This window comes from Hydrocarboniphaga daqingensis, assembly GCF_900129825.1.
GTDB classification, from domain to species: domain Bacteria; phylum Pseudomonadota; class Gammaproteobacteria; order Nevskiales; family Nevskiaceae; genus Hydrocarboniphaga; species Hydrocarboniphaga daqingensis.
The window spans coordinates 358,027-380,085 of the sequence record NZ_FQWZ01000003.1 but is presented as its reverse complement, the minus strand read 5'-3'; the positions used below and the strand labels follow the sequence as shown (position 1 = coordinate 380,085).

Genomic DNA, 22,059 nt, shown 5'->3' with positions numbered 1-22,059 from the left:
GATCAGGCTCCGGCTTTGGGCGCAGAGGAGCTGCGCAGGCTTTCGATCAGCGAGTCGAGCACCATCAGCGCGGCGCCGATGCTGATCGCCGCATCGGCGACGTTGAACGCCGCAAAGTGCCAGGTGCCCCAGTAGAAGTCGACGAAGTCGACGACGTGGCCGCGCGTAACGCGGTCGATCACATTGCCGAGCGCGCCACCCATGATCAAGGCCAGCGCGATGGCCACCCGCGTCTGACCCTGCGGATTGCGCCGCATCCACATCAGGATGCCGATGCTGACGGCCACGCCGATCAGCACGAACACGATCGGCGACGAGTCGCTGAACATCGAAAACGCTGCTCCGGTATTTCGCAAGCTGGTCAGGTTCAAGTGCGGCATCAGTGGCACCGTTTCGAACAGGGCCATGTGCTTGACCACCAGCTGCTTGGTGACCTGATCAACCAGCATCACCACGGCGGTGAGCCATAGCCAATGCACGTTGCGGAACGAACTCATCGACACGGACAACTCCTGGTACCGGGCCGGCTTGGCAGCCGGCGTTAGATCACGCGGCGGATTTCACCGGCGCCATCGATGTTGGTGTGGCAGCGACCGCACAGACCGGGGTGTGCCGCGTCGGTTCCGACGTCGGCCACTTGGTGCCAGCAGCGCTCACACTTCGGATACGGCGAGGCTTCCGCATAGACCCACAGGTTTTCGCCACTGGACAGCGTGTGCTCGCGCGCTTCGGCCGGCTTGGCCGCCAGTGGCGACAAACGTGCGCCCGAGGTGATGAACCAGAAGCGCAGCTCATCGCCCGGCGTGCCGAGCGCGGCCGCCAGATTCGGCTCGGCGTACAACGTGACGACGGCGTTCAAGCCCGAGCCAATCGTGCCGACCGCGCGCAATTCTTCGAGCGTCTTCTTCACCGCTTCGCGGCTCGACACCAGCAACGCCCAGTCAACGCCATCGGCGGCCAGATCAATCGACGGCAACGCGTACCAGCGCTGCGCGAACACGCTGGCGCTGCGATCGCCCGGCAGCAGCTGCCAGATCTCGTCGGCGGTGAACGACAGCACCGGCGCGATCCAGCGCACCATCGCCTCGGCGATATGCAGCAGCGCGGTCTGCGCGCTGCGCCGCGCCAGGCTCTTGGGCGCGCTGGTGTAAAGCCGGTCCTTCAGCACGTCCAGATACAGGCCGCCGAGGTCGGTTACGCAGTAGTTGTGCAGCTTCTGGTAGACCAGATGGAACTGCGCATCGGCGTAGGCCTGGCGGATCTCGTCTTGCAACTGCGCGGCTTGGGCGACGGCCCAGCGGTCGATCAGCAGCATCTGCGCCGGCGGCACCGCATCATGAGCCGGATCGAAGCCGTCGAGGTTGCCGAGCAGATAGCGCGCCGTGTTGCGGATGCGGCGATACGCATCGGCCATGCGCTTGAGCAGGTTGTCGCTGATCGCGATCTCGCCGCTGTAGTCGCTGGCGCTGACCCACAGACGCAGCACGTCGGCGCCCAGCGTCTTGGTCACCTGCTGCGGCGCCACGACGTTGCCGAGCGACTTGCTCATCTTGCGGCCCTGCTCGTCGACCGTGAAGCCGTGCGTCAGCACCGCCTTGTACGGCGTACGACCGCGCATTGCCACGCAGGTGAGCAGCGAGGAATGGAACCAGCCGCGATGCTGGTCCGAGCCTTCCAGATACATGTCGGCGATCGGCGCCAGGCCTTGCGCGTCGAGCGCCGCCGGGTTGGTCGAGACGAACGTGCACTGGTGGGCGCTGCCCGAGTCGAACCAGACATCGAGCGTGTCCGGGCACCGGTCGTAATCGGCCGCTTCGGCTTGCGGCAGCCAATCAGACACCGACGAACCGAACCAGGCTTCGAGCCCGCGTGCTTCGACGGCATCGGCCACCGCACGCAGCAAGTCACCGGTACGCGGATGCGGCGCCTGCGTGGCCTTGTGAACGAACAGCGCCAAGGGCACGCCCCAGGTGCGCTGGCGCGAGATACACCAGTCGGGACGCTCGGCGATCATGCCGCGGATGCGTTCGCGACCCCAGCCGGGGATCCAGCGCGTGGCATCGATCGCCTCCAGCGCCGCGTCGCGCAGGCCGGCTTGGTCCATCGACACGAACCACTGCGGCGTCGCGCGGAAAATCAGCGGCGACTTGTGGCGCCAGCAATGCGGGTAGCTGTGCGTGATCGTCGCTTGATGCACCAGCGCGCCGGCATCGCGCAGCGCGGCCAGGATCGGCTCTTCGGCCTTGCGCACGTGTTGGCCACCGACGGCCGGCTCGTCGTCCTGAAACTTGCCGGACGACATCAGCGGGCTGGCCACCGGCAGCCCATAGGCCTTGCCGACCAGATAGTCGTCGACACCATGCGCCGGTGCGGTATGCACCAGGCCCGTACCGGCCTCGGTGGTCACGTGCTCGCCGAGAATCACCGGCACGCTGATGGGTTTGAGCGGATGGCGAGCGGTCACGCCCGCGTCGCGCAGCGCTTGGCCTTTGGCCGTGGCCACGACGGCCGCGCTCTGCTGGTAACGCTGCGCCACGCTGTCGACCAGGTCGGCGGCCAGCACCAGCAGGCCGGCGTACTCGAAACGCACCAGTGCGTAATCCAGGTCGGCGTTCAGCGCGATGGCCTGATTCGCCGGCAGCGTCCACGGCGTGGTCGTCCAGATCACCAGACGCACCGGCTCGTCGATCGCCACGCCGAACACGGTGGCCAGCGCTGCGTTGTCGTCGGCAACAAAGCCGACGTCGATCGCCGACGACTGCTTGTCCTGATATTCGACTTCGGCTTCGGCCAGCGACGACCCGCAGTCCAGACACCAGTGCACCGGCTTGAAGCCGCGCACCAGATGGCCGTTGTCGGCGATGCGCGCCAGCACGCGCAGCTGCTCGGCCTCGTAGGCCGGCTGCATCGTCAGATACGGCTTGTGCCAGTCGGCGAGGATGCCCAAGCGCTGGAAGTCGACGCGCTGACGCTCGACTTGTTCGAGCGCGTACTTGCGGCATTCGGCTCGAAAGGCAGCGGCGTCGAGCTTTTCGCCAACCTTGCCGAACTTCTTTTCCACCTGCAGTTCGATCGGCAGGCCATGGCAGTCCCAGCCCGGCACGAACGCCGCGTGGTGGCCGTCGAGGCGCGCACTCTTGACGACGATGTCCTTGAGCACCTTGTTGACGGCGTGGCCGATGTGAATATCGCCGTTGGCATACGGCGGGCCGTCGACGAAGTGATACAGCGTGCCGCCAGCGGTCGCCGCCATCACCTGCGCGTACAAGTCGCCTGCCTGCCAGCGCGCCAGCCATTCGGGCTCGCGCTTGGCCAGATTGGCCTGCATCGGAAACGCCGTTTGCGGCAGATTGACCGTGCTCTTGTAGTCGTTGCCGAGATCGCTGGCAGCGTCACGGGCGGTTTCGGGCTTGGCGTCGTTCACGTCGTTGCACTTGGGTTTTGTTGCGGGTTGCGCGCGAGGATGCCTCGCGCGTCGTCGGCGTCCTGCTGCATCCGCGCGGACAACTCGTCCAGCGAGGCGAACTTCAGCTCCGGACGCAGCCAGGCCACGAACTCGACTTCGAGCTGGCGCCCGTAGATGTCGCCGGGCTGGCCGAACAGATGGGTTTCGAGCAAGCAGCGGGTGATGCCGATCGTCGGGCGTATGCCGAGGCTGGCGACGCCATCCCAGGCCGGGCCGCCGTCGATGCGCGCACGCACCGCGTAGACGCCCTGGCGCACGGCCAGCGGACGGACCAGATCAATGTTGGCGGTCGGCATGCCGAGCTGGCGGCCGAGCTGCAAGCCGCGACGCACGCGCCCCAGCACCGTGTAGGGCCGGCCGAGCAAGTCGCCGACGCGGGGCAGATCGGGCACGGCCAGTGCTTCGCGCAGCGCCGTCGAGCTGCAGCGCAAGTCGCCGACGCAGACCTTGTCGACGATGCTCAGCTCGAATCCATGCGCTGCGGCTGCCGCCCGCAAATGCGCTTCGTCGCCGCTGCGCTGGCGGCCGTAGCGAAAGTCGTGGCCGACAACGACGGCGGCAACGCCGAGTTGGCGCACCAGCAGGTCGTCGACGAAGGTCTCGGCCGACATCGTCGACAGCGCCTGGGAGAAACGCGCGATGACGACACGCTGCAGACCGCTATGCGCCAGCGAATCGAGCTTGCTGCGCAGCGTCTGCACGCGCGGCGGCGCGTCGGCGCGGCGGAAGTATTCACGCGGCGTGGGCTCGAACGTCATCGCCGCCGCGGGCAAGCCGAGCCGGCCGGCGATCTGCAGCGTGCGCTGCACCAGAGCCTGGTGACCGCGGTGCATGCCGTCGAAGTTACCGATCGTCAGCACGCAGCCGCGATGCTGCGCGCGCAGGTTCTGCAGACCGCGGATCAGCTCCATGCGTGGCACTTTTGGCATTGGCGAAGGGGGAAGCCCCAATTATACGCGCTGCGCTCAACGCGCCCGGCGCATCAGCAAATGCCGCGGACGCAGGCCCATCGCCAGCAGCGCCGCCGAGTATGCAAGGCCGCAGGCCGCGATCACCACGCCCAGGCGACCGGCGCGGTGTAGCGCATCCATCGCGATCCAGTCGTTCAGATCACCGGCGCCGGCCAGTGCGACCACCGCCATCAGCCCGTTGGCGATCAGCAATTGCAGCGCAAAGCCCGCCCAGCCCGGACCCGGCCGGTAGATGCCGTCGCGGCGCAGCCGGCGATACAGCAGCACGGTATTGACCCAGGCCGTCAGCGACGTCGACAACGCCAGCGCGACATGCGCGCCGGGCATGCCGAGCCCGCGCACGGCGGCAAAGCTGAGCAAGCTCATCGTCATGCCGGCAATCAGTCCGATCGTCGCGTAGCGCACCGGCAAGCGCGTTTCCTGGCGTGCATAGAACCCCGGCACCAGCACCTTGACCAGTGCAAAGCCCATGAAGCCGGCGCCATAGGCCCAGACCACCCAGGTCGTCATCTGGATGTCGTGAGCGCCGAAACGGCCGTGGCCGAAGATCGTCGCCGTCAGCGGCCCGCCGAGCGTGATCAGGCCGACCGCTGACGGCAGTCCCAGCAGCAACATCGTCCGCAAGCCCCAATCCAGCGTGTCCGAAAACTGCTCGGGCGCCTGCTCGGTATGCCGGGACGACAGCGCCGGCAGGATCACGGTGCCCACCGCGATCGCGAAGATGCCGGTCGGGAATTCCATCAGCCGGCTGCCGAAGTTCAGCCAGCTGACGGCGCCGTCTTCGACCAGCGTCGCCAGGCTGGTGTTGAGCAGCAGGCTGACTTGCGCCACCGACGAGCCGATCACCACCGGCAGCATCAAGCGCAGGATGCGTCGGACGCGGGGGTCTCGCGGCGCAAATCGCGGCGCCGGCAACAGACGCAGCCTCATCAGCCAAGGCAGCTGCGATAACAACTGCAGCACGCCGGCGGCGAACACCGCATACGCCAGCACCATCACCGAATCGGCGGATATCCACGCCGAGGCGATGATGCACAGGTTCAGGATCACCGGCGCCGCGGCTGGCACCGCGAATTGCCCGTAACTGTTCAAGATGCTGCCGGCCATCGACGTCAGCGAGATGAACATCAGGTACGGAAAGGTCCAGCGCAGCAGGTCGGCGCCCAGCGCCGCCTGGGCCGGGTCGTCACGAAAGCCGGGGGCGAACGCCCAGACCATCAGCGGCGCGGCCAGGCAGCCGATCAGCGTGACCACACTCAGCGCGACGCCCAAGGTACCAGCGACCACGGCCGTCAGGTCGCGCACGTCGGCGTGCGGTTGCTGCGTGCGGGTCTCGGTAAACACCGGGACAAAGGCCTGAGAGAACGCGCCCTCGGCGAAAATTCGGCGGCCGAGATTGGGCAGCATCAGCGCGATGAAGAACGCGTCGAGCATCGGCCCTGCCCCGAAGGCGCGAGCCAGCGTGATCTCGCGGACCAGCCCGAGCACCCGCGATGCCAGCGTCAGGCCACTGACGATGCTGGTGGATTTGAGCAACGATCGGGACATTCGGGCAGCCGGCAGACCTGCCAGCGATGGATTGACAGATTGACAACTCGGGGGTCGATCACAATACTAGCGCCCCTTCGTTTTGTCGCCTCATTTTTTGCAGTTCTAGGAGTCCGTCTTGGCCAACACCGCTAGTGCCCGCAAGCGCGCACGCCAGTCCGAAGTTCACCGCGCCCGCAATGCCAGCCAGCGCTCGATGATCCGCACCTACGTCAAGAAGGTGGTCAAGGCCGTCGAATCCAAGGACAAGGCTGCCGCCGAAGCCGCCTACAAGGAAATGGTCCCAGTTCTGGACCGTTACTCCGACCGCGGCATGATCCACAAGAACAAGGCCGCTCGTCACAAGAGCCGCCTCGCCGCTCACATCAAGGCGATGGCCTGATCTGATCCGGTTGTAACGCTGCACCAAAACGCGGGCCGAAAGGCCCGCGTTTTTGTTTGAGCGCGATTTGTCGGGAACCTGGCGCCGGCAGGCCAGTCACGACGCTGCTGCTAGCCGGTCAGCACCAGATTGTCCCGGTGAATCAGCTCGGGCTCAGCCGGATGGCCCAAGCGCTGGGCCAACTCGTCACCGCGAGCGCCGAGGATGCGCTGGGCATCGCCGCTGCCGTAATTCGACAAGCCGCGCGCGATCTCCCGACCGTCGGGTGCGATGCACGCGACCAAGTCGCCGCGCTCGAAGTTACCGCTTGCCTGCCGCACGCCAACCGGCAGCAAGCTCTTGCCCTGGGCCTTCAGCACCTGCGCCGCGCCCTCGTCCAGATGGAACTGACCGCGCACCTGCAGCTGCCCCGCGATCCAGCGCTTGCGCGCCGCCATGACGCCTTGCGCCGGCTTGAGCAGGCTGCCGATGCTCTGACCGCGCCCGATCTGCAGCAGCGCGTCCGGCGCGCGGCCATGCGCAATCACGGTCGCCGCGCCGGAGCGCGCGGCAATATGGGCCGCCGACAGCTTGGTGCGCATACCGCCGCGGCCGAGCACACCCTTGCTGTCGCCGGCCATCGCCACCAGTTGCGGCTCGGCCAGCGAGGCTTCGGAGACCAGCTTGGCGTCGGGGTTGCTGCGCGGATCGGCGTCGAACAAGCCATCCTGGTCGGTCAGGATCACCAGCAGATCCGCCTCGATCAGATTGGCCGTCATCGCGCCGAGCGTGTCGTTGTCGCCCAAGCGGATTTCATCGGTCGCCACCGTGTCGTTCTCGTTGACGACCGGCACCACGCCCAGCTCCAGCAGCGTGTTCAAGGTGCCACGCGCATTCAGATACCGGCCGCGGTCGGCGACATCTTCGTGCGTCAGCAGAATCTGCGCGGCGCGCGTGCCGTGCGCCTCGAAACCCAGTTCCCAAGCGCGCACCAGGCCCATCTGCCCGACGGCGGCAGCGGCTTGCAGCTCATGGATATCGGTCGGCCGCTTCTTCAAGCCGAGTCGCGCCATGCCTTCGGCAACGGCGCCCGAGGACACCAGCACGATCTGCCGGCCTTCGGCGCGAAGCGCTGCAATCTGCGAGCACCAGTCGGCGATGGCCTCGCGATCCAGCCCCTGGCCCTTGGCCGTCACCAGCGAGCTGCCAATCTTGATCACCCAGCGACGGGCGCGGGTCAGCTTGTCACGTTCCATGAAAGCGTCGTGTCGGTTGTTCGGTTTCGGCGGGCTCAGTCGGCTTGGGGCTCGCCGGCATCGGAAACAGGCGGCTGCGGATCGTCGAGTCCAGCGGCGGCCGGCGGGTCGAGCTGATCTTCGCTACGCGGCGCCTGCGCGTCGACCCAGGCCATGGCCTCACGGCACAGCACGTCGCAGCCTTGGCGTGTCACCGCCGAGATCGCAAACCAGCGCCCCGACCAGTTCAGCGCCGCTAGGGTGCGATCGATCAGCGGCTGGCGCTGCTCGTCCGGCAGCAGGTCGATCTTGTTGAATACCAGCCACTGCTCGCGATCGGCGAGCTGACCGCTGAACGCGATCAGCTCGTTGCAGATCACGCGCACGTTCTCGGCGATGTCGCTTTCGTCCGGCGGCAGCACGTCGACCATGTGCAGCAGCAGTCGCGTACGTTGCAGATGCTTCAAGAAGCGGATGCCGAGCCCGGCGCCGTCAGCTGCACCTTCGATCAGACCCGGTACGTCGACCATGACGAATGACTTGCTCTGGCCCACGGCGACGACGCCCGGCTGCGGGTACAGCGTCGTAAACGGGTAATCGGCGATCTTGGGCCGTGCCGCCGACACCGATGACAGCAGCGTCGACTTGCCGGCGTTGGGCATGCCGAGCAGACCCACGTCCGCCATCAGCGACAGTTCGAGGCGCAGCTCACGGCGTTCGCCCGGCGTGCCCGGCGTAGAGCGCCGCGGCGCGCGGTTGGTGCTGGATTTGAACCGTCGATTGCCGAGGCCGTGGAAGCCGCCTTGCGCGATCTTGATACGGCTGCCGATGTGCGTCAGTTCGCCGATCAGCTCTTCGGTTTCGATGTCGTAGATCAGCGTGCCCAGCGGCATCGGAATTTCGAGATCATCGCCGCCGTGGCCGGTCATCTCGGAGGTCTGGCCGTTCTCGCCGCGCTGTGCACGAAACACGCGGTTGAAGCGGAAATCGGCCAGCGAATTCAGGTTGGGGTCTGCGACGGCGAACACGCTGCCGCCATCGCCGCCGTCGCCGCCATCGGGGCCGCCGAACGGAATCGCACGTTCGCGACGGAAGCTGACGCAGCCAGCCCCGCCGTCTCCGGCGATGACTTCGATCTGGGATTCGTCGACGAATTTCATAACAGCGGCACCTTCAGTCCTTCATGCACAAAAAAGCCCCGTCTGGACGGGGCTCTTTCGGGTACCACTCGAGGTCAGGCCGCGACGACGTCGACGTAGGTACGGCTCTTCGGACCGCGGGTCGCAAACACGACCTTGCCGTCGGTCTTGGCAAAGATCGTGTGATCCTTGCCGATGCCGACGCCGGTGCCCGGGTGATACTGGGTGCCGCGCTGGCGGATGATGATGTTGCCGGCGATCACGGCCTGGCCGCCAAACAGCTTGACGCCGAGGCGCTTGCTCTGTGAATCGCGACCGTTACGAGTACTGCCGCCTGCCTTCTTATGTGCCATGAGTCTGCTCCAACCTTAGCCTGAGATACCGGTGATCTTCACTTCCGTGAAGTTCTGCCGATGGCCCTGTTCCTTGTGATAGTGCTTGCGGCGGCGGTGCTTGATGATGCGGATCTTGTCGCCACGGCCGTGACGCAGCACTTCCGCGGTGACCACGCCACCGTTGACCAGCGGTGCGCCGACCTTGACGGTCTCGCCTTCGCCAACCAGCAGAACCTGGTCAAAGGAAACGGTCGCGCCGACTTCGGCCACCAGGGATTCAATCTTCAGCTGTTCGCCAGCGGCAACGCGATACTGCTTGCCTCCGGTCTTGATGACGGCGTACATCGGCTGCTCCAAAAGACGGGTCCGAACGATGGCGAGCGCAGGGGCCGGCCATTAGGGAGGCGGGATTCTAGAGATCGAGGCCCGCCTCGTCAATGTATGAAAGCGTTTGAATGCCGGAGCCGGGCGGAGAAACGATCCGCGCCGGCTCCAGGCGTCACATCACATCAAAAACCGCGGCTCAGCGTCGTGCTGCCTGAAACCGCATTGACGCCGGTACCACGCGTTGCGCTGATCGTCGTCGACGTCAGTGCCGAACCACCGGCCGTGGCCAAGCCAGCCTGATCGATCGTGGCGGCATTGGTGTTCGACGACGCCCAGCTGACCTGCCGAGTCAAGTCCAGCGTGCTGCTGTCGCTGAACGTACCGACCGCCTTGAACTGCAGCGTGTCGCCGGCGCCGAAGCTGGCGTTCTTCGGCGTCACGTCGACCGAGCGCAGCGTGGCATTGGTGACCGTCACGCCGGTCACGCTTTCGACCGAGCCCAGCGTCGCGCGGACCGTGGTGTTGCCCACGGCAACCGGCGACAGCAGGCCCTTGGTGCCGCTGGCGTTGGAGATGTTGGCGACCGCATCGTTGAACACGGTCCAGCTCACCTCGGCGGTCACGTCCTTGCTGCTGCCATCGGCGTACTCACCGACCGCGCGGTACTGCAAGGTGTAACCCAGCGCGACGCTGGCATTGAGCGGCGACAGGTTGATCCGCTGCAGCGCGGCGCTGCTGACGGTCAGCACGGTCGATCCGGACACCGCGGTATTGCCGGTGCCGCTGGTGGCGCTGATCGTGGTCTGGCCCGCCGACTTGGACGTAGCCAAGCCCTTGGTACCCGACGCATTGCTGACATCGGCAACGCTGGTGCTGCTCGACGCCCAAGTGACCGACGCCGTGAGGTCGGCGGTGCTGTTGTCCGAGTAACGCGCGGTGGCGGTGAACTGCTGCGTCGTGCCGCTCGGAATCGTCGGCGTTGCCGGCGTCACGGTGATCGACGACAGCGTCTTGGCGGTGACCGTCAGCGTCGCAGCCGGGCTGGTCACGCCAGCAGACTGCGCCGTGATGCGAGCCGTACCGACCGCCGAGGTCGACGCCAGGCCGTTGCTGCCGGTGGCATTGCTGATGGTGGCCACCGCCGACGCATCAGACGCCCATGTGACCGACTTGGTGATATCGGCCGTCGTGCTGTCGGAATAAGTGCCGATGGCGGTGTACTGAACGCTGACGCCTTGGGCGACCGAGCGCGTGGCCGGCGTGACGGCGATCGAATTGAGCACTGCGGACGTCACCGTCAGCGGCGCAGAGCCGGTCACCGATCCCAGAACGGCCGACACGGTCGCGCTGCCTTCCTTGACGCCGCTGACCTGACCGGCAACGGTCGAGCTGAACACGCCGCCGTCATTGGTGACCGTCGCGATCGTGGTGTCGGACGAGGACCACGTTGCATCGGCCGTGATGTCGGCCGTGGTGTTGTCGGAGTAGGTGCCGGTGGCCGTCATCTGCAGCGTGCGCCCCTTGGCGACGCTGGCCGGGTTCGGCGTCACGGTGAGCTTGGTCAGCGTCGCGGCCGAGACCGTGACCCGCGTGGCGCCATCGACGCCCTTGAGCGCAGCCGTGATCGTCGCATTGCCGGTGGACTGCGAGGTGACCTTGCCCTGCGTACCCTTGGTGTTGCTGACCGTGGCGACACCGGTGGCGCTGGAACTCCACGATGCTTGCGTGCTGAGGTCCTGCGTCGAGTTGTCCGAGAACGTGCCGATCGCCGTCAACTGCGTCGTCGTGCCCAGCGGAATCGTCGGATTGGTCGGCGTGACGCTGATCGAACTGAGCGTGGCGGCGGTGACCGTCAATGGCGTCGAGCCGCTGATGGACCCGCTGGTCGCCACGATATTGGTCGTGCCGGCGCTGACGCCGTTGACCAGACCCTGGCTGTCGGCCGCGTTGCTGACCGTTGCAAACGCGGTGGCGGTGCTGGACCACGTAACGCTGGTGGTCAGATCGCGCGTGCTGTTGTCGCTAAACACGCCGGTGGCCGTGTATTGGCGGGTGAAGCCCGACGCCAGGCGCGCACTGGCCGGCGTGACCTGGATGCTGCTGAGCACAGCGTCGGTGACGGTCAGCGTCGCACTACCCGACTGGCCCTCGAAGCTCGCCGTCACCAGGGTGCTGCCGCTGGCCTTGGCTGCGACCAAGCCGCGCGTGCTGGCCGAGTTGCTGACGTCGGCGATGGCGGCATCCGCGACCGCCCACGTCGCGCTCTTGGTCAGGTCCTGGCGGCTGTTGTCGGTGTAAAAGCCGGTTGCCGTAAACGACTGCGTATTGCCCTTGGGCAGATTGAGCGTCGCTGGCGTGATCTCGATGCGGGTCAGAGCCTCGGTGGTCACCGTCAGCGTGGCGCTGTTGCTGACGATCTGCGTTGCAGGGTCGATCGCGCTGATCGTCGTCACACCGACCGTATTGGTCGTGGCTTTGCCATTGCTGCCGGAGGCATTGCTGATGTCGGCGACAGCCGACGACGACGAGGACCAAGTCACGGTGGATGTCAGGTCGACCGTGCTGCCGTCGGTGTAGACGCCGGTTGCCACGTAAGCCTGGACCAGTCCCTTGGCGACCGAACTGGCCGACGGCGTGATCTGGATGCTCTGCAGCACGGCCGGCGTCACCGTCAGGCCGGTTTTGGCCGCGAATCCGCGGTAGTCAGCGCCGATTTCAGCCGCGCCCTCAGCGACGGCGATCGCCTTCCCTTTAGATGCCGCTTCGTTGCTGACGCTGGCGACTGCGGTGGCGGAACTGCTCCAGTTCGCGTCGGCCGTCACGTCCTGCGTGGTGCTGTCGGAGAACGAGGCCATGGCCGTGTACTGCTGGGTCGTGCCCTTGGGCTTGCTCAGATCGGCCGGCGTCACCGCCAGACCGGTGACGGCGGCGGCGCTGACGGTCAGGTCAGCCTGCCCGGTCACGCCTTCGTAAGCGGCCAGCAGCCTGGCAGTGCCGACTCCGACACCGATTGCGAGACCCTTGTCGGGGCGCGCATCGGACACCGTCGCCACCGCCGCATTCTGGGATGACCAGGTGGCATCGGCGGTCACGTCGAACACGCGATTGTCAGTGAACGTGGCCAAGGCCGAGAACGCCCGGGTGGTGCCCTTGGCGATGGTCGCCGTCGTTGGGCTGATGGCCAGCGAGCGGATCACGGCATTGGTCACCGTCAGCGTCGTGGTGCCCACCTTGCCTTCGAAGCTGGCACTGATCGCCGTGGTGCCGGGTGTCAGCGTCTGCGCCAAGCCCTTGTCGGCAGCGGCGTCCGATATCGTGGCCACGCTGGTGGAGCCCGACGTCCAGGTCGCGGTCGCCGTGACGTCCTGACGACTGTCATCACTATACAAGGCAGTGGCAACGAACGGGACCGTGGTGCCGGCCGGGGTGGAACTCGCCGCCGGCGTTACTTCGATGGCTTCGAGCCGGGTGCTGCCGCCCCCTCCACCGCAGGCCGTCATCAGGGCCAACATCGTGGCCGCCAGCACAGCCCGGGACCGGGCGCGATCAATGAATTCGAACATGGACGATCCGCTGCGCCGGCACACGCGCGCTAGATAAGAAGTGGAAGTTGGCTGCCCCCCCTGGGCAACGCGTTCGATTATAGAGACTTGTCGACACAGGTCTTGGGGGCCAGCAAATGTAGAGCTAGGAAATTGGGCGAGCAGCGGCATTAATTGAGCTGGTTGTGTGACGCACCGCAAGAAACTTGCCGCCAAAGCTTCGTTTGACCCTGCCCGCTCATCCCCCTAGCATCCACGCCCTATTCTTGGCGCGTCTCAATGGACCTCAAAACTCTGCTATCGCCCATCGCCGACGACATGCTCGGCATGGACCGGATCATTCGCAGTCGTCTGTCGTCCGAAGTGGCCCTGATCAACGAGATCGGCGGTTATATCGTCTCCGCCGGCGGCAAGCGCTTGCGTCCGGCGCTGGTGTTGCTGGCAGCCCGTGCGCTCGGCGCACAAGGCGAGGAGCCGAGACTGCTGGCGGCGGTCATGGAGTTCATCCATACGGCAACGCTGCTGCATGACGATGTGGTCGACCATTCCGACCTGCGTCGCGGCCGTCGCACCGCCAATGCGCAGTGGGGCAACGAGGCCGCCGTGTTGTCGGGCGACTTCCTGTATTCGCGCAGCTTCCAGATGATGGTCGACAGCGGCCGCATGGCGATCATGCGCTTGATGGCCGACACCACCAATGCGATCGCCGAAGGCGAGGTACTGCAGCTGCTTAACGCCGGCGATCCCGATGTCGATGAAGCCCGCTACTTGCGGGTCATCGAATTGAAGACCGCCGTGCTGTTCAGCGCCGCGATGCAAGCCGGCGCCATCGCCGCCGACGCCAGCCCGGCGCAGCAGCAGGCGCTTGGCCGCTACGGCCACGACCTGGGCATGGCCTTCCAGCTGATCGACGACGTGCTCGACTACACAGCCGACCCCGAAGTCAGCGGCAAGGCGGTCGGCAACGATCTGGCCGAAGGCAAGCCGACGCTTCCTTTGATCTACACGATGCGGTCCGGCAACGCCGAACAAGCGGCGCTGGTGCGCAGCGCGCTCAGTGGCTCCGGCGTGCCGGAACTCGATCCGGTGCTCAAAGCCGTTGAAGCCACCGGCGCGATCCCGTACACTCGCGCGCTCGCCGAGGCCTACTCGGGTTCGGCGACCTCAGCGTTGGGCGATCTTCCCGATTCGCCGTTCAAGAAAACGCTGATCGATCTGGCTGCTTTTGCCCTGATACGGGCCAACTGACAACCGATCATTCGGGGCGTAGCTCAGCTTGGTAGAGCGCTTGCTTCGGGAGCAAGAGGTCGCAGGTTCGAATCCTGTCGCCCCGACCAACTCGCAAGAGTCGTGTCTCCCCGAATTCGTATCCTGCACAAAGGCCCAGCGTTCTTCTAAAGAACACTGGGCTTTTTTGTGCCCGCAGCGTGCCGGCATCAAGGCCAGACCCTCCGCGTACGCCAGCTAGCCGTGTAGCCGCCAGGATTCGGGCGCTGCCGCTTGCCGGCGCAGCACGCGCTCCTTGATGCCGCGCACCAGGCCGACAACGCCCACCATCAGCATCGATCCGATGACGCAGCAGGCCATCGTCAGCCCACCGGCACGATGTGGACGCTGCGCACGTCTGCGCCTAGCGCGACGCGCAAGCTAGCGCCTCCATCGGCCCCGGCAACGAATGCGACGGGGTCAGTGTCGGCGATCCGGTACCCGGTGCCGGGTTTGAGCCGGGCCAGCCGGATCGTGTACTCGCCGTCGCCGATGCCGCTCGCCAAGTGCAGCTTCAGGTCGTCACCATCGGACACCGCGCCGGCGACCAGCACGTCCGGATAATCGGCATGCGCCAGCACCGGGCCGGTTCTGCACGCGTCCGGCATGCCGACATTGACGAGGTCATACAGCGTGTTCGCGCGCAGCACGCGCGCCGCATGGATCACCGCATGCGCGCTGGTGGACGCCTTGGGGTAGTGCCGAACGCCGCCGATCGTCTGACTCGGAAACTCGCGGTCGATCCGAGCCAGCAGCCCGTCGGCCACTTCGTCGTCGCCCATTTCGCGGGCCGCAACGGCGATCAGGCCGTAGCTGGTGACCAAGCTGGGCCGGTAGTTGCCGAAGTCGATCTTGTCCCAGCCGTTGAGCTTGAGCCGCACGTCGCCGTCGACGATGCGGACCAGATCGTGGCGGATGATCGCCCAGCTGCGCGCTGCGATATCCGGAAAAACCGGGTGGATGAACATCGCCGTGATCGCATCGGCCATCGTCGCGGTCAATGCCGGCAAGGTCACGCCGGTGTGTGCGTCACGAATCGCGGTGATGCGTCCGACCAGCGTGATGAACTCCTGTTCCAGTCCGGTGCGATAGCGATCCTTGACGGCGTCCCACATCGTCGTGCCGTAGAGGCGATCGTGGCAGCGCAGCGCCAGCGCGCCGAAGTTGTTGCAGATCGGGTAGATCCAGCGCGGCTCGCAAGGGAACAGGCAGAAGTCGGAGTTCTGCATGTTGTTGAAGATCAGCTGGCAGATGTCCGGAAAGCTGGTTTCGTACACGGTGCCGTTGGGATGCTCCAGCCGGATGCCGCCTGGCCGGCTGAAGCGATCGTCGCCGTAGTTGAGCTGGTGCAGGCCGAGCATGGCCGCATACCAGCCGTAATACATGATGTTGTCCTTGATGAAAGGATTGGGGTCGGTCTTGAAGTTGCCCCAGATGTTTTCGAGCCGCCAGTAGCTCCAGCAGCGGTGATCTATCATCTTCAGCGCGAGGTTTTCCTGCGCCTGCAGCTGATAACCGTGAAACGACGGCGTGCGCGCGTAGGCGTGCATCGACAGCATGTAAGAGATGTTGCAGATCTGGTAACGCTTGGCGGCTTCGCGGAATTCGTCGATGCGGTCAAAGCCATTGAACTCGCCGACCGGCTGCAGCGCGCGGTCGAGCAGGAAGCGCCATTGCTGCAGATCCCGGACATCGACCGGTCTGACCCTGGCCACGCCGGTGACGGCATCGACGTCGCGCGTAACCGGCGTGCGGGCGTCGGCAAGAAACGCATTGATCCGCACCGCCTCGGCCCGCATCGCCGGCAGTCGCCGCCGAAAGCGCCACGTGACGATCAGCGATACGACCGCAATTGCCAGCGGCAGCCACAAGCGGGCGTCCTGCCCCTGCGTGGCCAGGCGGCCGCTGCCGCAAATATCGGCAAGGCTGCTGTAAGGCACGCCGGTCCAGTGATCCATCGTCGCGGCGACCACCGCGCTGCCGAGCCAGACCAGCAACGGAGCGGCGATGTTGCCGGTGGCGATCCATAGAAACAGCGCGATCACGAACAACAGCAGCGTGCCGGCGAACAGCGCGACATGTAGAGCGGTCGACGTCAGCGGGCTGGCCGCGTGCAGCAAAAAGCCGCCGCCCGGTATCGTCAGGCCCAGCCCGAACGCCGCCCAGGCCGGCTGCGCCAGCCATGCCAGCGCGGTGCCCAGCAGCAGCAAGGCAGCGTAGATCAGCGCCGTGCGCCGCCAGCGTGCCGCCGTGGCCGGGCCCGCCAGTGTTTTGCCGACATCGAGCAGCGCCACCGGCTCCGGAATCAGCCGATACGGTAAGTGGCTGGCGCTCATCGGACGCGCTCCGGCGCGTTGACCGGCTCAGCAACCAGGCCCTGGCGGGCACCGTGGCGGAAGTAATCGGCAAAGTGCCGTTCGGCGGGGTCGGGCAACAGCCGCTTGGCGTGAAAGAACAGGTTCACCAGCAAGCCGGTGAACGCGCGGACCAGGCCGTTGGGCTGCGGCAGTTGCAGGCGCTTGCGCAGATCCGCGTCGATCAGGCTGTAGAACACGCTGCGTCCCAGCGCCTGCAACGGCCGTGGCAGCCAGTAGCTGGCCCATTCATGGGCCAGCGCCTGCGTGATCGCCGTACATTCGGCCGACGGCCGCATCTCGCGTCGCTCGAAGTCGATCATCCACGCCAGCAGCGCCTCGGCAGTATCGGGAATGCCCTGGATCTGCATCAGCCCGCCGATCTTCTTCCAGAACAGGAACTGCGCCTGGCTCTCTTTGGCCGCGATGCCGTAGCGGCCCAGATACCGCTGAGAAAACCGCTGCGGCAAGCAACACAGCGTCGACAGCGTGTACAAGGACATCGCGTTGTCGATTGGAAAGTTGGAATGCACGCGCACCAGGTGCTGCGCAATCGCCTGCGTCTGGGGGCCTTCGCCGTGGCGATATAACTCGCCGAAGAACGTCAGCGAGTCGAAGTTGCGCCGGCGCGTGTCGCGGATAATCGGGCCGCGCCCGTCTCGATACAGGATCTTCGCCATCGCCGGCATGCCGACGTTGTGGACGAAGGCCACCGAAAACAGCGCATGCAGAAAAATCGGCGTGCCGTAGCGCGTCGAAAACGACAGATGGGCGATCCGGTGGTAGTCCACCTCCGCGTTCAAACCGGCAATCTCCTGCCGCGCCCAGGTCCAGCTTCGTATCGTCATCGGTCCCGCACTCCGGCTTGGCGACCCGTGTGTCGCCGATGCCCGGACGTTATTCTTCCGCCCGCCGACACATCCACCCAAACTGTCCAATTCCCTTGAGCCGCGACGATAAATCAGTGGACAGCCGCCTCGGTATCCACGCCTTGCTGGTCAAGGCCATGGAAAAGCTGCTGGCCGGCGGCGAGAGCTTCCGGTCGATCAGCGTCGAGGCGCTGGCACGCGAAGCCGGTATCTCACGTTCCAGCTTCTACCTGCACTTCAAGAACAAGAATGAGTTGGTTGCCTACTCGCTGGATCAGGTCAGCCACGCGATCACGCTGGCGGCTGGCGAGTGGTTCGAGCGCCCGGAAACGGTGAGCCGCGACGGGCTCGATATCGCCGTGCGCGGGATCATCGAAGCCTACGACCAGCATCGCACCATCATGCAGGCGGCGATCGAAACCGCGGCGTCCGATCCGGCCATCGGCACCGCCTACCGTGAGACGCTGCGGCGGTTGATGCAGATGAACCGCGACATGCTGCGACGCGCGGCCAGCGGTCACACGATGCACAGCCAGGTGACGCAGGAAGTCAGCGACGTGCTGCTGCTGATGATGGAGCGCTGCAGCTACCAACTCCGCCTGATCGACGACCCGGCACAGCGCGAGCGCATCATCCAGGCGCTGAGCCATGTGGTGTGGAACAGCTTGTTCGTCCCGGACGGCCACGGACGCAGACCTTAAGCGGCGCGGAGGCCGGCGGCCGTCCCGTTGGCGGAATCAACCGGCCGGCAGCAGGCCGCCGCAACATTCTGTTACTCATTATCTGTGAACTAGTTCGCAGATCTGGACTCAGAGATGGTGAACGTGGCCCCGCCCCCCCCGGGCCGCGTTCCTCGCCGCACTCCCAGGCGAGTCTGGCTCCCCCAGCCAGAGCCCCGGCCTCGCACGTTCCCCCGACGTGCGGGGCTTTTTTATTGACAGCGCCGCCGATGCCAGACGGCACGCAGCCGCAGGTCAGCGGATCGCAACGCCCCAGGGGCGCTTGCCGACGGCGATCGTGTCGACCACTTGATTCAACGCGGTGTCGATCACCGACACCGAATCGCTGCGCCCGTTGGCGACATACAGCCGACTGCCATCGGCGTTGAATGCCATGTTCCAAGGCCGCTGACCCACGGCGATCGTCGCGACGACGAGGTGGGTGGCCGGGTCGATCACCGTCACGCTGCCGGCGCCGCCATTGCTGACGTAGACCCGCCGGCCGCCGGGCGCGACGGCGATGCCCGCTGCTCGTAGTGCCGTCGGGATCGACTGGCGGACCTTGCGTGCCGCGATATCGATCACATCGACCGCATTACTGCCCTCGTTGGCGACGTAGGCGGTCTTGCCGTCGGGTAGAAAACCGATGCCGCGCGCGGCGCCGTTGACGGCGATCCGGGCGATCGAACGCTGCGACGCGATGTCGATCAGATCGAGGTCGTGGCTTTCTTCGTTGCTGGCCAGCAACAGCTTGCCGTCGGGGCTGTAGACGCAATGCTCGGGATTGCGTCCCTGCATGTCGACACGGAAGCGCTCGGCGAGGGTCGCCGCATCGAAGAACAAGGCCTGGTTCGATTCCTCGGCGCAGACAACCAGTGTCTTGCCGTCCGGCGACAGGCTGGCGGCCTCCGGCGACCGACCTGCCGGGATCGTTTTGAGGACGGCGCCGGTCAGGGCATCGACAACCAACACCACGCTGGCATCGGCATCGACGACAAACAGCCGGCTGCCGGTCGCGTCGACCGTGATGCTCTGGATCTTCTTGCCCAGCGGTGCCGCGGTCAGCACACGCGCGGTCGCAGGGCGCTGCGACAGATCGACGACGCTGATCGTTCCGTCGCCCTCATTCGGCACGTAGGCGCGCGCCGGCGATGCGGCCTGCGCCAACGGCGACAGTGCAGCGGCAAGCAAGGAAATCGTCAGCAAGCTACGGATCATCGGGCACTCTCCATGACGGCATCAGCATCCACGCATCGTACGCAGGCGTCACCGACGATAGCGGTCCGCAAAGCGGCGGCGCAGCGCGCAGCAAACGATGCGCCCATTTGCAAAACGCTGCATCGGGAAAAACTCCCGACTCGCATCGCGGCGCTGCTCAAGCGCTCAGCATGCCGCTAGTCTTGCGCCACGCCGCGTCAGACGGCAACGAGCGTGAACGAGGAGAGAGCCCTTGCGACACCTATTGCGAAACAGCGCCGTCCTGTTGGCGGCAGCGATCGGGGGCAGCGCGATCGCTGCGGACCCGGCAGTGGACGCCGACCGTCAGCCGAAGACCGATCCGGCATCGATCGAACTGCCGACGATCTATGTGATCGGCCTGACGCCGACTGCCGGCGCCGAAGGCGACTTGCGGCGGTATCCAGGCAATGCGCAGGTTTTTGGCAGCGACGACATGCGCGATCAGCAGAGCCGCAACCTGAGTCGTTACCTGGCAGACAATGCCAATGGCTTGCACCTGGCCGACGCCGCGAACAACCCGTTCCAGGCCGACGTGTTCTATCGCGGCTACAGCGTATCGCCGCTGCTCGGTCTGCCGCAGGGGCTGGCGGTTTATCAGGACGGCGTGCGCATCAATGAAATCTTCGGCGATACCGTCAACTGGGACTTGGTCCCCGACGATGCGATCGACCGCATTGAGCTGATTCCCGGCGCCAACCCGGTGTTTGGTCAAAACACACTCGGCGGCGCGATATCGGTACGGACCAAGACCGGCTGGGACCAGCCCGGCTGGCAGGCCGAAGCCGGTGCCGGCTCCTTTGGCCGGATCAGCAGCTCGCTCGGCTACGGCGTGGCCGGCGAAGACACCGCGCTGTACGCGCTGCTGCAGACCGAAGACGAAACCGGCTGGCGCGATTACTCACAGAGCCGGCTACGTCAGTTATTTACGCGCGCGTCGATAGGCCGTGGCGACTCCGGCGCCGACCTCAGCATCACCGCCGCCGACAACAGCCTGCGCGGCAATGGCGCGGTCCCGATCGAGCTTCTCGATGCCGAAGGGCGCGATGCGGTGTTCACGCATCCGGACATCACCGAGCCGCAGATGTTGTTCGTCAACCTGCAGTGGCGGCATCGCATCAGCGAGGCATCGACACTGTCGGGCGGTGTTTACTGGCGCCGCAACGACTCGCGCAGCTTCAACGGCGACGGCACCGAATTTGCCGCCTGCGCCGATCCCGCCAACGTCGATGCCAACGGCGCCCCGCTGCTGTGTGAATTCGAGGACGACGGCGATGAAGAAGAGGTCGTCGTCGACCAGAACTCGACGCCGGTCACCGCCAGCGAGGCCAACGACAGCGCCACCGAGAACAGCAGCCGGACTCGGCAAACCGGTCGCGGGCTGAGCCTGCAATGGGCTCACGAGCAGCCGCTGCTGGGCCGACCCAATCGCCGCTACGTCGGCATGAGTATCGACGATGGCTTCACCCGCTTCAGATCGCAGACCGAATTGGCCCAGCTGAGTGACGATCGCGGCACGACCGGCAGCGGCATCGTCGTCGGTGAATCCTTGGTGGGCCTGCATGCCGCCAATCGCAATCTGGGCGTGTTCGTATCGGATATCTGGCAGGCAACCGAGCGACTCAGCATCACCGCGGCCGGCCGCTATCAGCGCGCCGAAGTGCAGCTTCGCGATCAGGGGCCCGACGACGACCTCGATGGCGACCATCACTTCACCCGCTTCAATCCGCTGATCGGCGCAACCTTCGATCTGCGGCCGACGCTGACGCTGTTCGGCTCGGTGTCGGAAGCGTCGCGTGCGCCGACACCGGTGGAGCTGACCTGCGCCAATCCGGAGGCACCGTGCAAGCTGCCCAATGGCTTCGTCGATGATCCGCCGCTCGATCAAGTGATCACGCGCAACATCGAGATCGGGTTACGCGGCGGAAAGCGGGCTCTGCGCTGGAACGGCGCGCTGTATCGCGGCATCAGCCGCGACGACATCCTGTTCATCACCGACGGTCGCCTGACCAATCAGGGTTATTTCAGCAACGTCGGCGATACGCTGAGGCAGGGCGCGGAGATCAACCTCGACTGGGCGATCAGCACCTCACTACGGCTATCGGTGGGCTATAGCTGGGTCGATGCGCGGTTCCGCGAGGACTTTCTGGTCAACACGCCGAACCATCCACTGGGAAACAACGAGCAGACGCGGCAAGTGCGGTCGGGAGACCGCATCCCGCTGGTACCGCAGCATCTGGCGCGCGCCAACCTCGGCTGGACGACGGACGCGCTCTATCTGGGTCTCGGCGTGACCGCGCGCAGCAGCTCGCACTATCGCGGAGACGAGGCCAACGTCGACGACCGTCGCATCGGCGGGTTCATGTTGGTCAACGCGCTCGGCAGTTACCGCGTCAGTCGGGCGGTGACCCTGTTTGCGCGCGTCGACAATCTGCTCGACACCGACTACGCCACGTTCGGCTTGTACGGCGAAGCCGACGAAGTGCTCGGGGATCAATACGAGGACTCGAATCGCTTCATCGGCCCGGGAGCGCCGCGCGCGTTCCATGCCGGTGTCCGGATTGCGCTACCCGCAACATGACCGATTTCACCGCAGCGATACCGTCGCTGCGGTGTGTCATCGACGTGACAAGCTGTACCAGCGGCGCGGGTGCGTGACAGCTGCGCCGGCTGTTTTCAGCTGATTCCGAT

Annotated in this window: 17 protein-coding genes and 1 tRNA gene; 5 read left to right on the top strand and 13 right to left on the bottom strand. The window is 65.8% G+C overall.

Features of this window, described 5'->3' with window-relative positions:
• Nucleotides 1–2 precede the first annotated feature (2 nt).
• The 4 genes from lspA to murJ form a co-directional block, all read right to left on the bottom strand.
• A complete protein-coding gene (gene lspA, locus BUB09_RS07665; protein WP_072896292.1) occupies nucleotides 3–497 on the bottom strand; it encodes a signal peptidase II in 495 nt (164 codons plus the stop codon).
• 44 nt (nucleotides 498–541) lie between these two features.
• Nucleotides 542–3,328 carry an isoleucine--tRNA ligase gene (gene ileS, locus BUB09_RS07660; RefSeq protein ID WP_217650272.1) on the bottom strand — a complete coding sequence of 929 codons (2,787 nt, stop codon included), beginning with the start codon at nucleotides 3,326–3,328 and terminating at the stop codon, nucleotides 542–544.
• A gap of 92 nt (nucleotides 3,329–3,420) precedes the next feature.
• Nucleotides 3,421–4,377, bottom strand: coding sequence for a bifunctional riboflavin kinase/FAD synthetase (locus BUB09_RS07655; RefSeq protein ID WP_072896287.1), 957 nt, complete (start codon nucleotides 4,375–4,377; stop codon nucleotides 3,421–3,423).
• A gap of 54 nt (nucleotides 4,378–4,431) precedes the next feature.
• On the bottom strand, nucleotides 4,432–5,985 hold the full coding sequence (gene murJ / locus BUB09_RS07650) for a murein biosynthesis integral membrane protein MurJ (protein WP_072896281.1): 1,554 nt from the start codon (nucleotides 5,983–5,985) through the stop codon (nucleotides 4,432–4,434).
• Nucleotides 5,986–6,103: 118 nt separating this feature from the next.
• Between murJ and rpsT the strand changes: the two genes are divergently transcribed.
• Complete coding sequence (gene rpsT, locus BUB09_RS07645) at nucleotides 6,104–6,367, top strand: 30S ribosomal protein S20 (protein WP_072896275.1); 264 nt, start codon at nucleotides 6,104–6,106, stop codon at nucleotides 6,365–6,367.
• Between the two features lie 110 nt (nucleotides 6,368–6,477).
• Here rpsT and proB read toward each other — a convergent pair whose 3' ends face one another.
• The 5 genes from proB to BUB09_RS07620 form a co-directional block, all read right to left on the bottom strand.
• On the bottom strand, nucleotides 6,478–7,602 hold the full coding sequence (gene proB, locus BUB09_RS07640; protein ID WP_072896273.1) for a glutamate 5-kinase: 1,125 nt from the start codon (nucleotides 7,600–7,602) through the stop codon (nucleotides 6,478–6,480).
• 35 nt (nucleotides 7,603–7,637) lie between these two features.
• The gene (gene cgtA, locus BUB09_RS07635) at nucleotides 7,638–8,741 is read right to left on the bottom strand and encodes an Obg family GTPase CgtA (RefSeq protein WP_084083244.1); all 1,104 of its coding nucleotides are present in this window, start codon (nucleotides 8,739–8,741) and stop codon (nucleotides 7,638–7,640) included.
• 74 nt (nucleotides 8,742–8,815) lie between these two features.
• Nucleotides 8,816–9,073: a 50S ribosomal protein L27 gene (rpmA, locus tag BUB09_RS07630; protein WP_072896271.1), complete on the bottom strand. Its 258-nt coding sequence runs from the start codon at nucleotides 9,071–9,073 to the stop codon at nucleotides 8,816–8,818.
• Between the two features lie 15 nt (nucleotides 9,074–9,088).
• Entirely contained in the window at nucleotides 9,089–9,400 is a 312-nt protein-coding gene (rplU, locus tag BUB09_RS07625; RefSeq protein WP_072896687.1) for a 50S ribosomal protein L21, read from the bottom strand.
• Nucleotides 9,401–9,564: 164 nt separating this feature from the next.
• The gene (locus tag BUB09_RS07620; protein ID WP_072896270.1) at nucleotides 9,565–12,945 is read right to left on the bottom strand and encodes a beta strand repeat-containing protein; all 3,381 of its coding nucleotides are present in this window, start codon (nucleotides 12,943–12,945) and stop codon (nucleotides 9,565–9,567) included.
• 258 nt (nucleotides 12,946–13,203) lie between these two features.
• Here BUB09_RS07620 and BUB09_RS07615 point away from each other — a divergent pair, with 258 nt between their 5' ends.
• Together BUB09_RS07615 and BUB09_RS07610 are read left to right on the top strand one after the other, a co-directional pair.
• Nucleotides 13,204–14,172: a polyprenyl synthetase family protein gene (locus BUB09_RS07615; protein WP_072896268.1), complete on the top strand. Its 969-nt coding sequence runs from the start codon at nucleotides 13,204–13,206 to the stop codon at nucleotides 14,170–14,172.
• A gap of 12 nt (nucleotides 14,173–14,184) precedes the next feature.
• A tRNA-Pro gene (locus BUB09_RS07610) sits at nucleotides 14,185–14,261 on the top strand.
• Nucleotides 14,262–14,388: 127 nt separating this feature from the next.
• Here the strand turns inward: BUB09_RS07610 and BUB09_RS17580 are convergent.
• Genes BUB09_RS17580 through BUB09_RS07600 form a run of 3 tightly spaced genes read right to left on the bottom strand, consistent with a single transcriptional unit; the run spans nucleotide 14,389 to nucleotide 17,392 of the window.
• Entirely contained in the window at nucleotides 14,389–14,511 is a 123-nt protein-coding gene (locus BUB09_RS17580; RefSeq protein WP_281249920.1) for a hypothetical protein, read from the bottom strand.
• A 2-nt stretch (nucleotides 14,512–14,513) separates the two neighbouring features.
• Entirely contained in the window at nucleotides 14,514–16,526 is a 2,013-nt protein-coding gene (locus tag BUB09_RS07605) for a linalool dehydratase/isomerase domain-containing protein (protein WP_072896266.1), read from the bottom strand.
• On the bottom strand, nucleotides 16,523–17,392 hold the full coding sequence (locus tag BUB09_RS07600; RefSeq protein WP_072896264.1) for an oxygenase MpaB family protein: 870 nt from the start codon (nucleotides 17,390–17,392) through the stop codon (nucleotides 16,523–16,525). The genes BUB09_RS07605 and BUB09_RS07600 overlap by 4 nt, the downstream gene beginning before the upstream one ends.
• A gap of 116 nt (nucleotides 17,393–17,508) precedes the next feature.
• Between BUB09_RS07600 and BUB09_RS07595 the strand changes: the two genes are divergently transcribed.
• Nucleotides 17,509–18,114, top strand: a complete 606-nt coding sequence (locus tag BUB09_RS07595) for a TetR/AcrR family transcriptional regulator (RefSeq protein ID WP_072896262.1) — start codon at nucleotides 17,509–17,511, stop codon at nucleotides 18,112–18,114.
• Between the two features lie 273 nt (nucleotides 18,115–18,387).
• Here the strand turns inward: BUB09_RS07595 and BUB09_RS07590 are convergent, their stop codons facing one another.
• Nucleotides 18,388–19,350 carry a beta-propeller fold lactonase family protein gene (locus BUB09_RS07590; protein WP_072896260.1) on the bottom strand — a complete coding sequence of 321 codons (963 nt, stop codon included), beginning with the start codon at nucleotides 19,348–19,350 and terminating at the stop codon, nucleotides 18,388–18,390.
• Between the two features lie 310 nt (nucleotides 19,351–19,660).
• Here BUB09_RS07590 and BUB09_RS07585 point away from each other — a divergent pair, with 310 nt between their 5' ends.
• Nucleotides 19,661–21,949: a TonB-dependent receptor gene (locus tag BUB09_RS07585; RefSeq protein WP_072896685.1), complete on the top strand. Its 2,289-nt coding sequence runs from the start codon at nucleotides 19,661–19,663 to the stop codon at nucleotides 21,947–21,949.
• The last annotated feature ends 110 nt before the right edge of the window (nucleotides 21,950–22,059 follow it).

What these genes read in the sequence shown, in the direction of transcription:
- murJ (WP_072896281.1), bottom strand. Translation starts at nt 5,985, where the DNA reads ATGTCCCGATCGTTGCTCAAATCCACCAGCATCGTCAGTGGCCTGACG.
- BUB09_RS17580 (WP_281249920.1), bottom strand. Translation starts at nt 14,511, where the DNA reads ATGGCCTGCTGCGTCATCGGATCGATGCTGATGGTGGGCGTTGTCGGC.
- BUB09_RS07615 (WP_072896268.1), top strand. Translation starts at nt 13,204, where the DNA reads ATGGACCTCAAAACTCTGCTATCGCCCATCGCCGACGACATGCTCGGC.
- BUB09_RS07620 (WP_072896270.1), bottom strand. Translation starts at nt 12,945, where the DNA reads ATGTTCGAATTCATTGATCGCGCCCGGTCCCGGGCTGTGCTGGCGGCC.
- BUB09_RS07590 (WP_072896260.1), bottom strand. Translation starts at nt 19,350, where the DNA reads ATGATCCGTAGCTTGCTGACGATTTCCTTGCTTGCCGCTGCACTGTCG.
- ileS (WP_217650272.1), bottom strand. Translation starts at nt 3,328, where the DNA reads ATGCAGGCCAATCTGGCCAAGCGCGAGCCCGAATGGCTGGCGCGCTGG.
- rplU (WP_072896687.1), bottom strand. Translation starts at nt 9,400, where the DNA reads ATGTACGCCGTCATCAAGACCGGAGGCAAGCAGTATCGCGTTGCCGCT.
- cgtA (WP_084083244.1), bottom strand. Translation starts at nt 8,741, where the DNA reads ATGAAATTCGTCGACGAATCCCAGATCGAAGTCATCGCCGGAGACGGC.
- BUB09_RS07605 (WP_072896266.1), bottom strand. Translation starts at nt 16,526, where the DNA reads ATGAGCGCCAGCCACTTACCGTATCGGCTGATTCCGGAGCCGGTGGCG.
- rpmA (WP_072896271.1), bottom strand. Translation starts at nt 9,073, where the DNA reads ATGGCACATAAGAAGGCAGGCGGCAGTACTCGTAACGGTCGCGATTCA.
- lspA (WP_072896292.1), bottom strand. Translation starts at nt 497, where the DNA reads ATGAGTTCGTTCCGCAACGTGCATTGGCTATGGCTCACCGCCGTGGTG.
- BUB09_RS07655 (WP_072896287.1), bottom strand. Translation starts at nt 4,377, where the DNA reads ATGGAGCTGATCCGCGGTCTGCAGAACCTGCGCGCGCAGCATCGCGGC.
- BUB09_RS07600 (WP_072896264.1), bottom strand. Translation starts at nt 17,392, where the DNA reads ATGACGATACGAAGCTGGACCTGGGCGCGGCAGGAGATTGCCGGTTTG.
- proB (WP_072896273.1), bottom strand. Translation starts at nt 7,602, where the DNA reads ATGGAACGTGACAAGCTGACCCGCGCCCGTCGCTGGGTGATCAAGATT.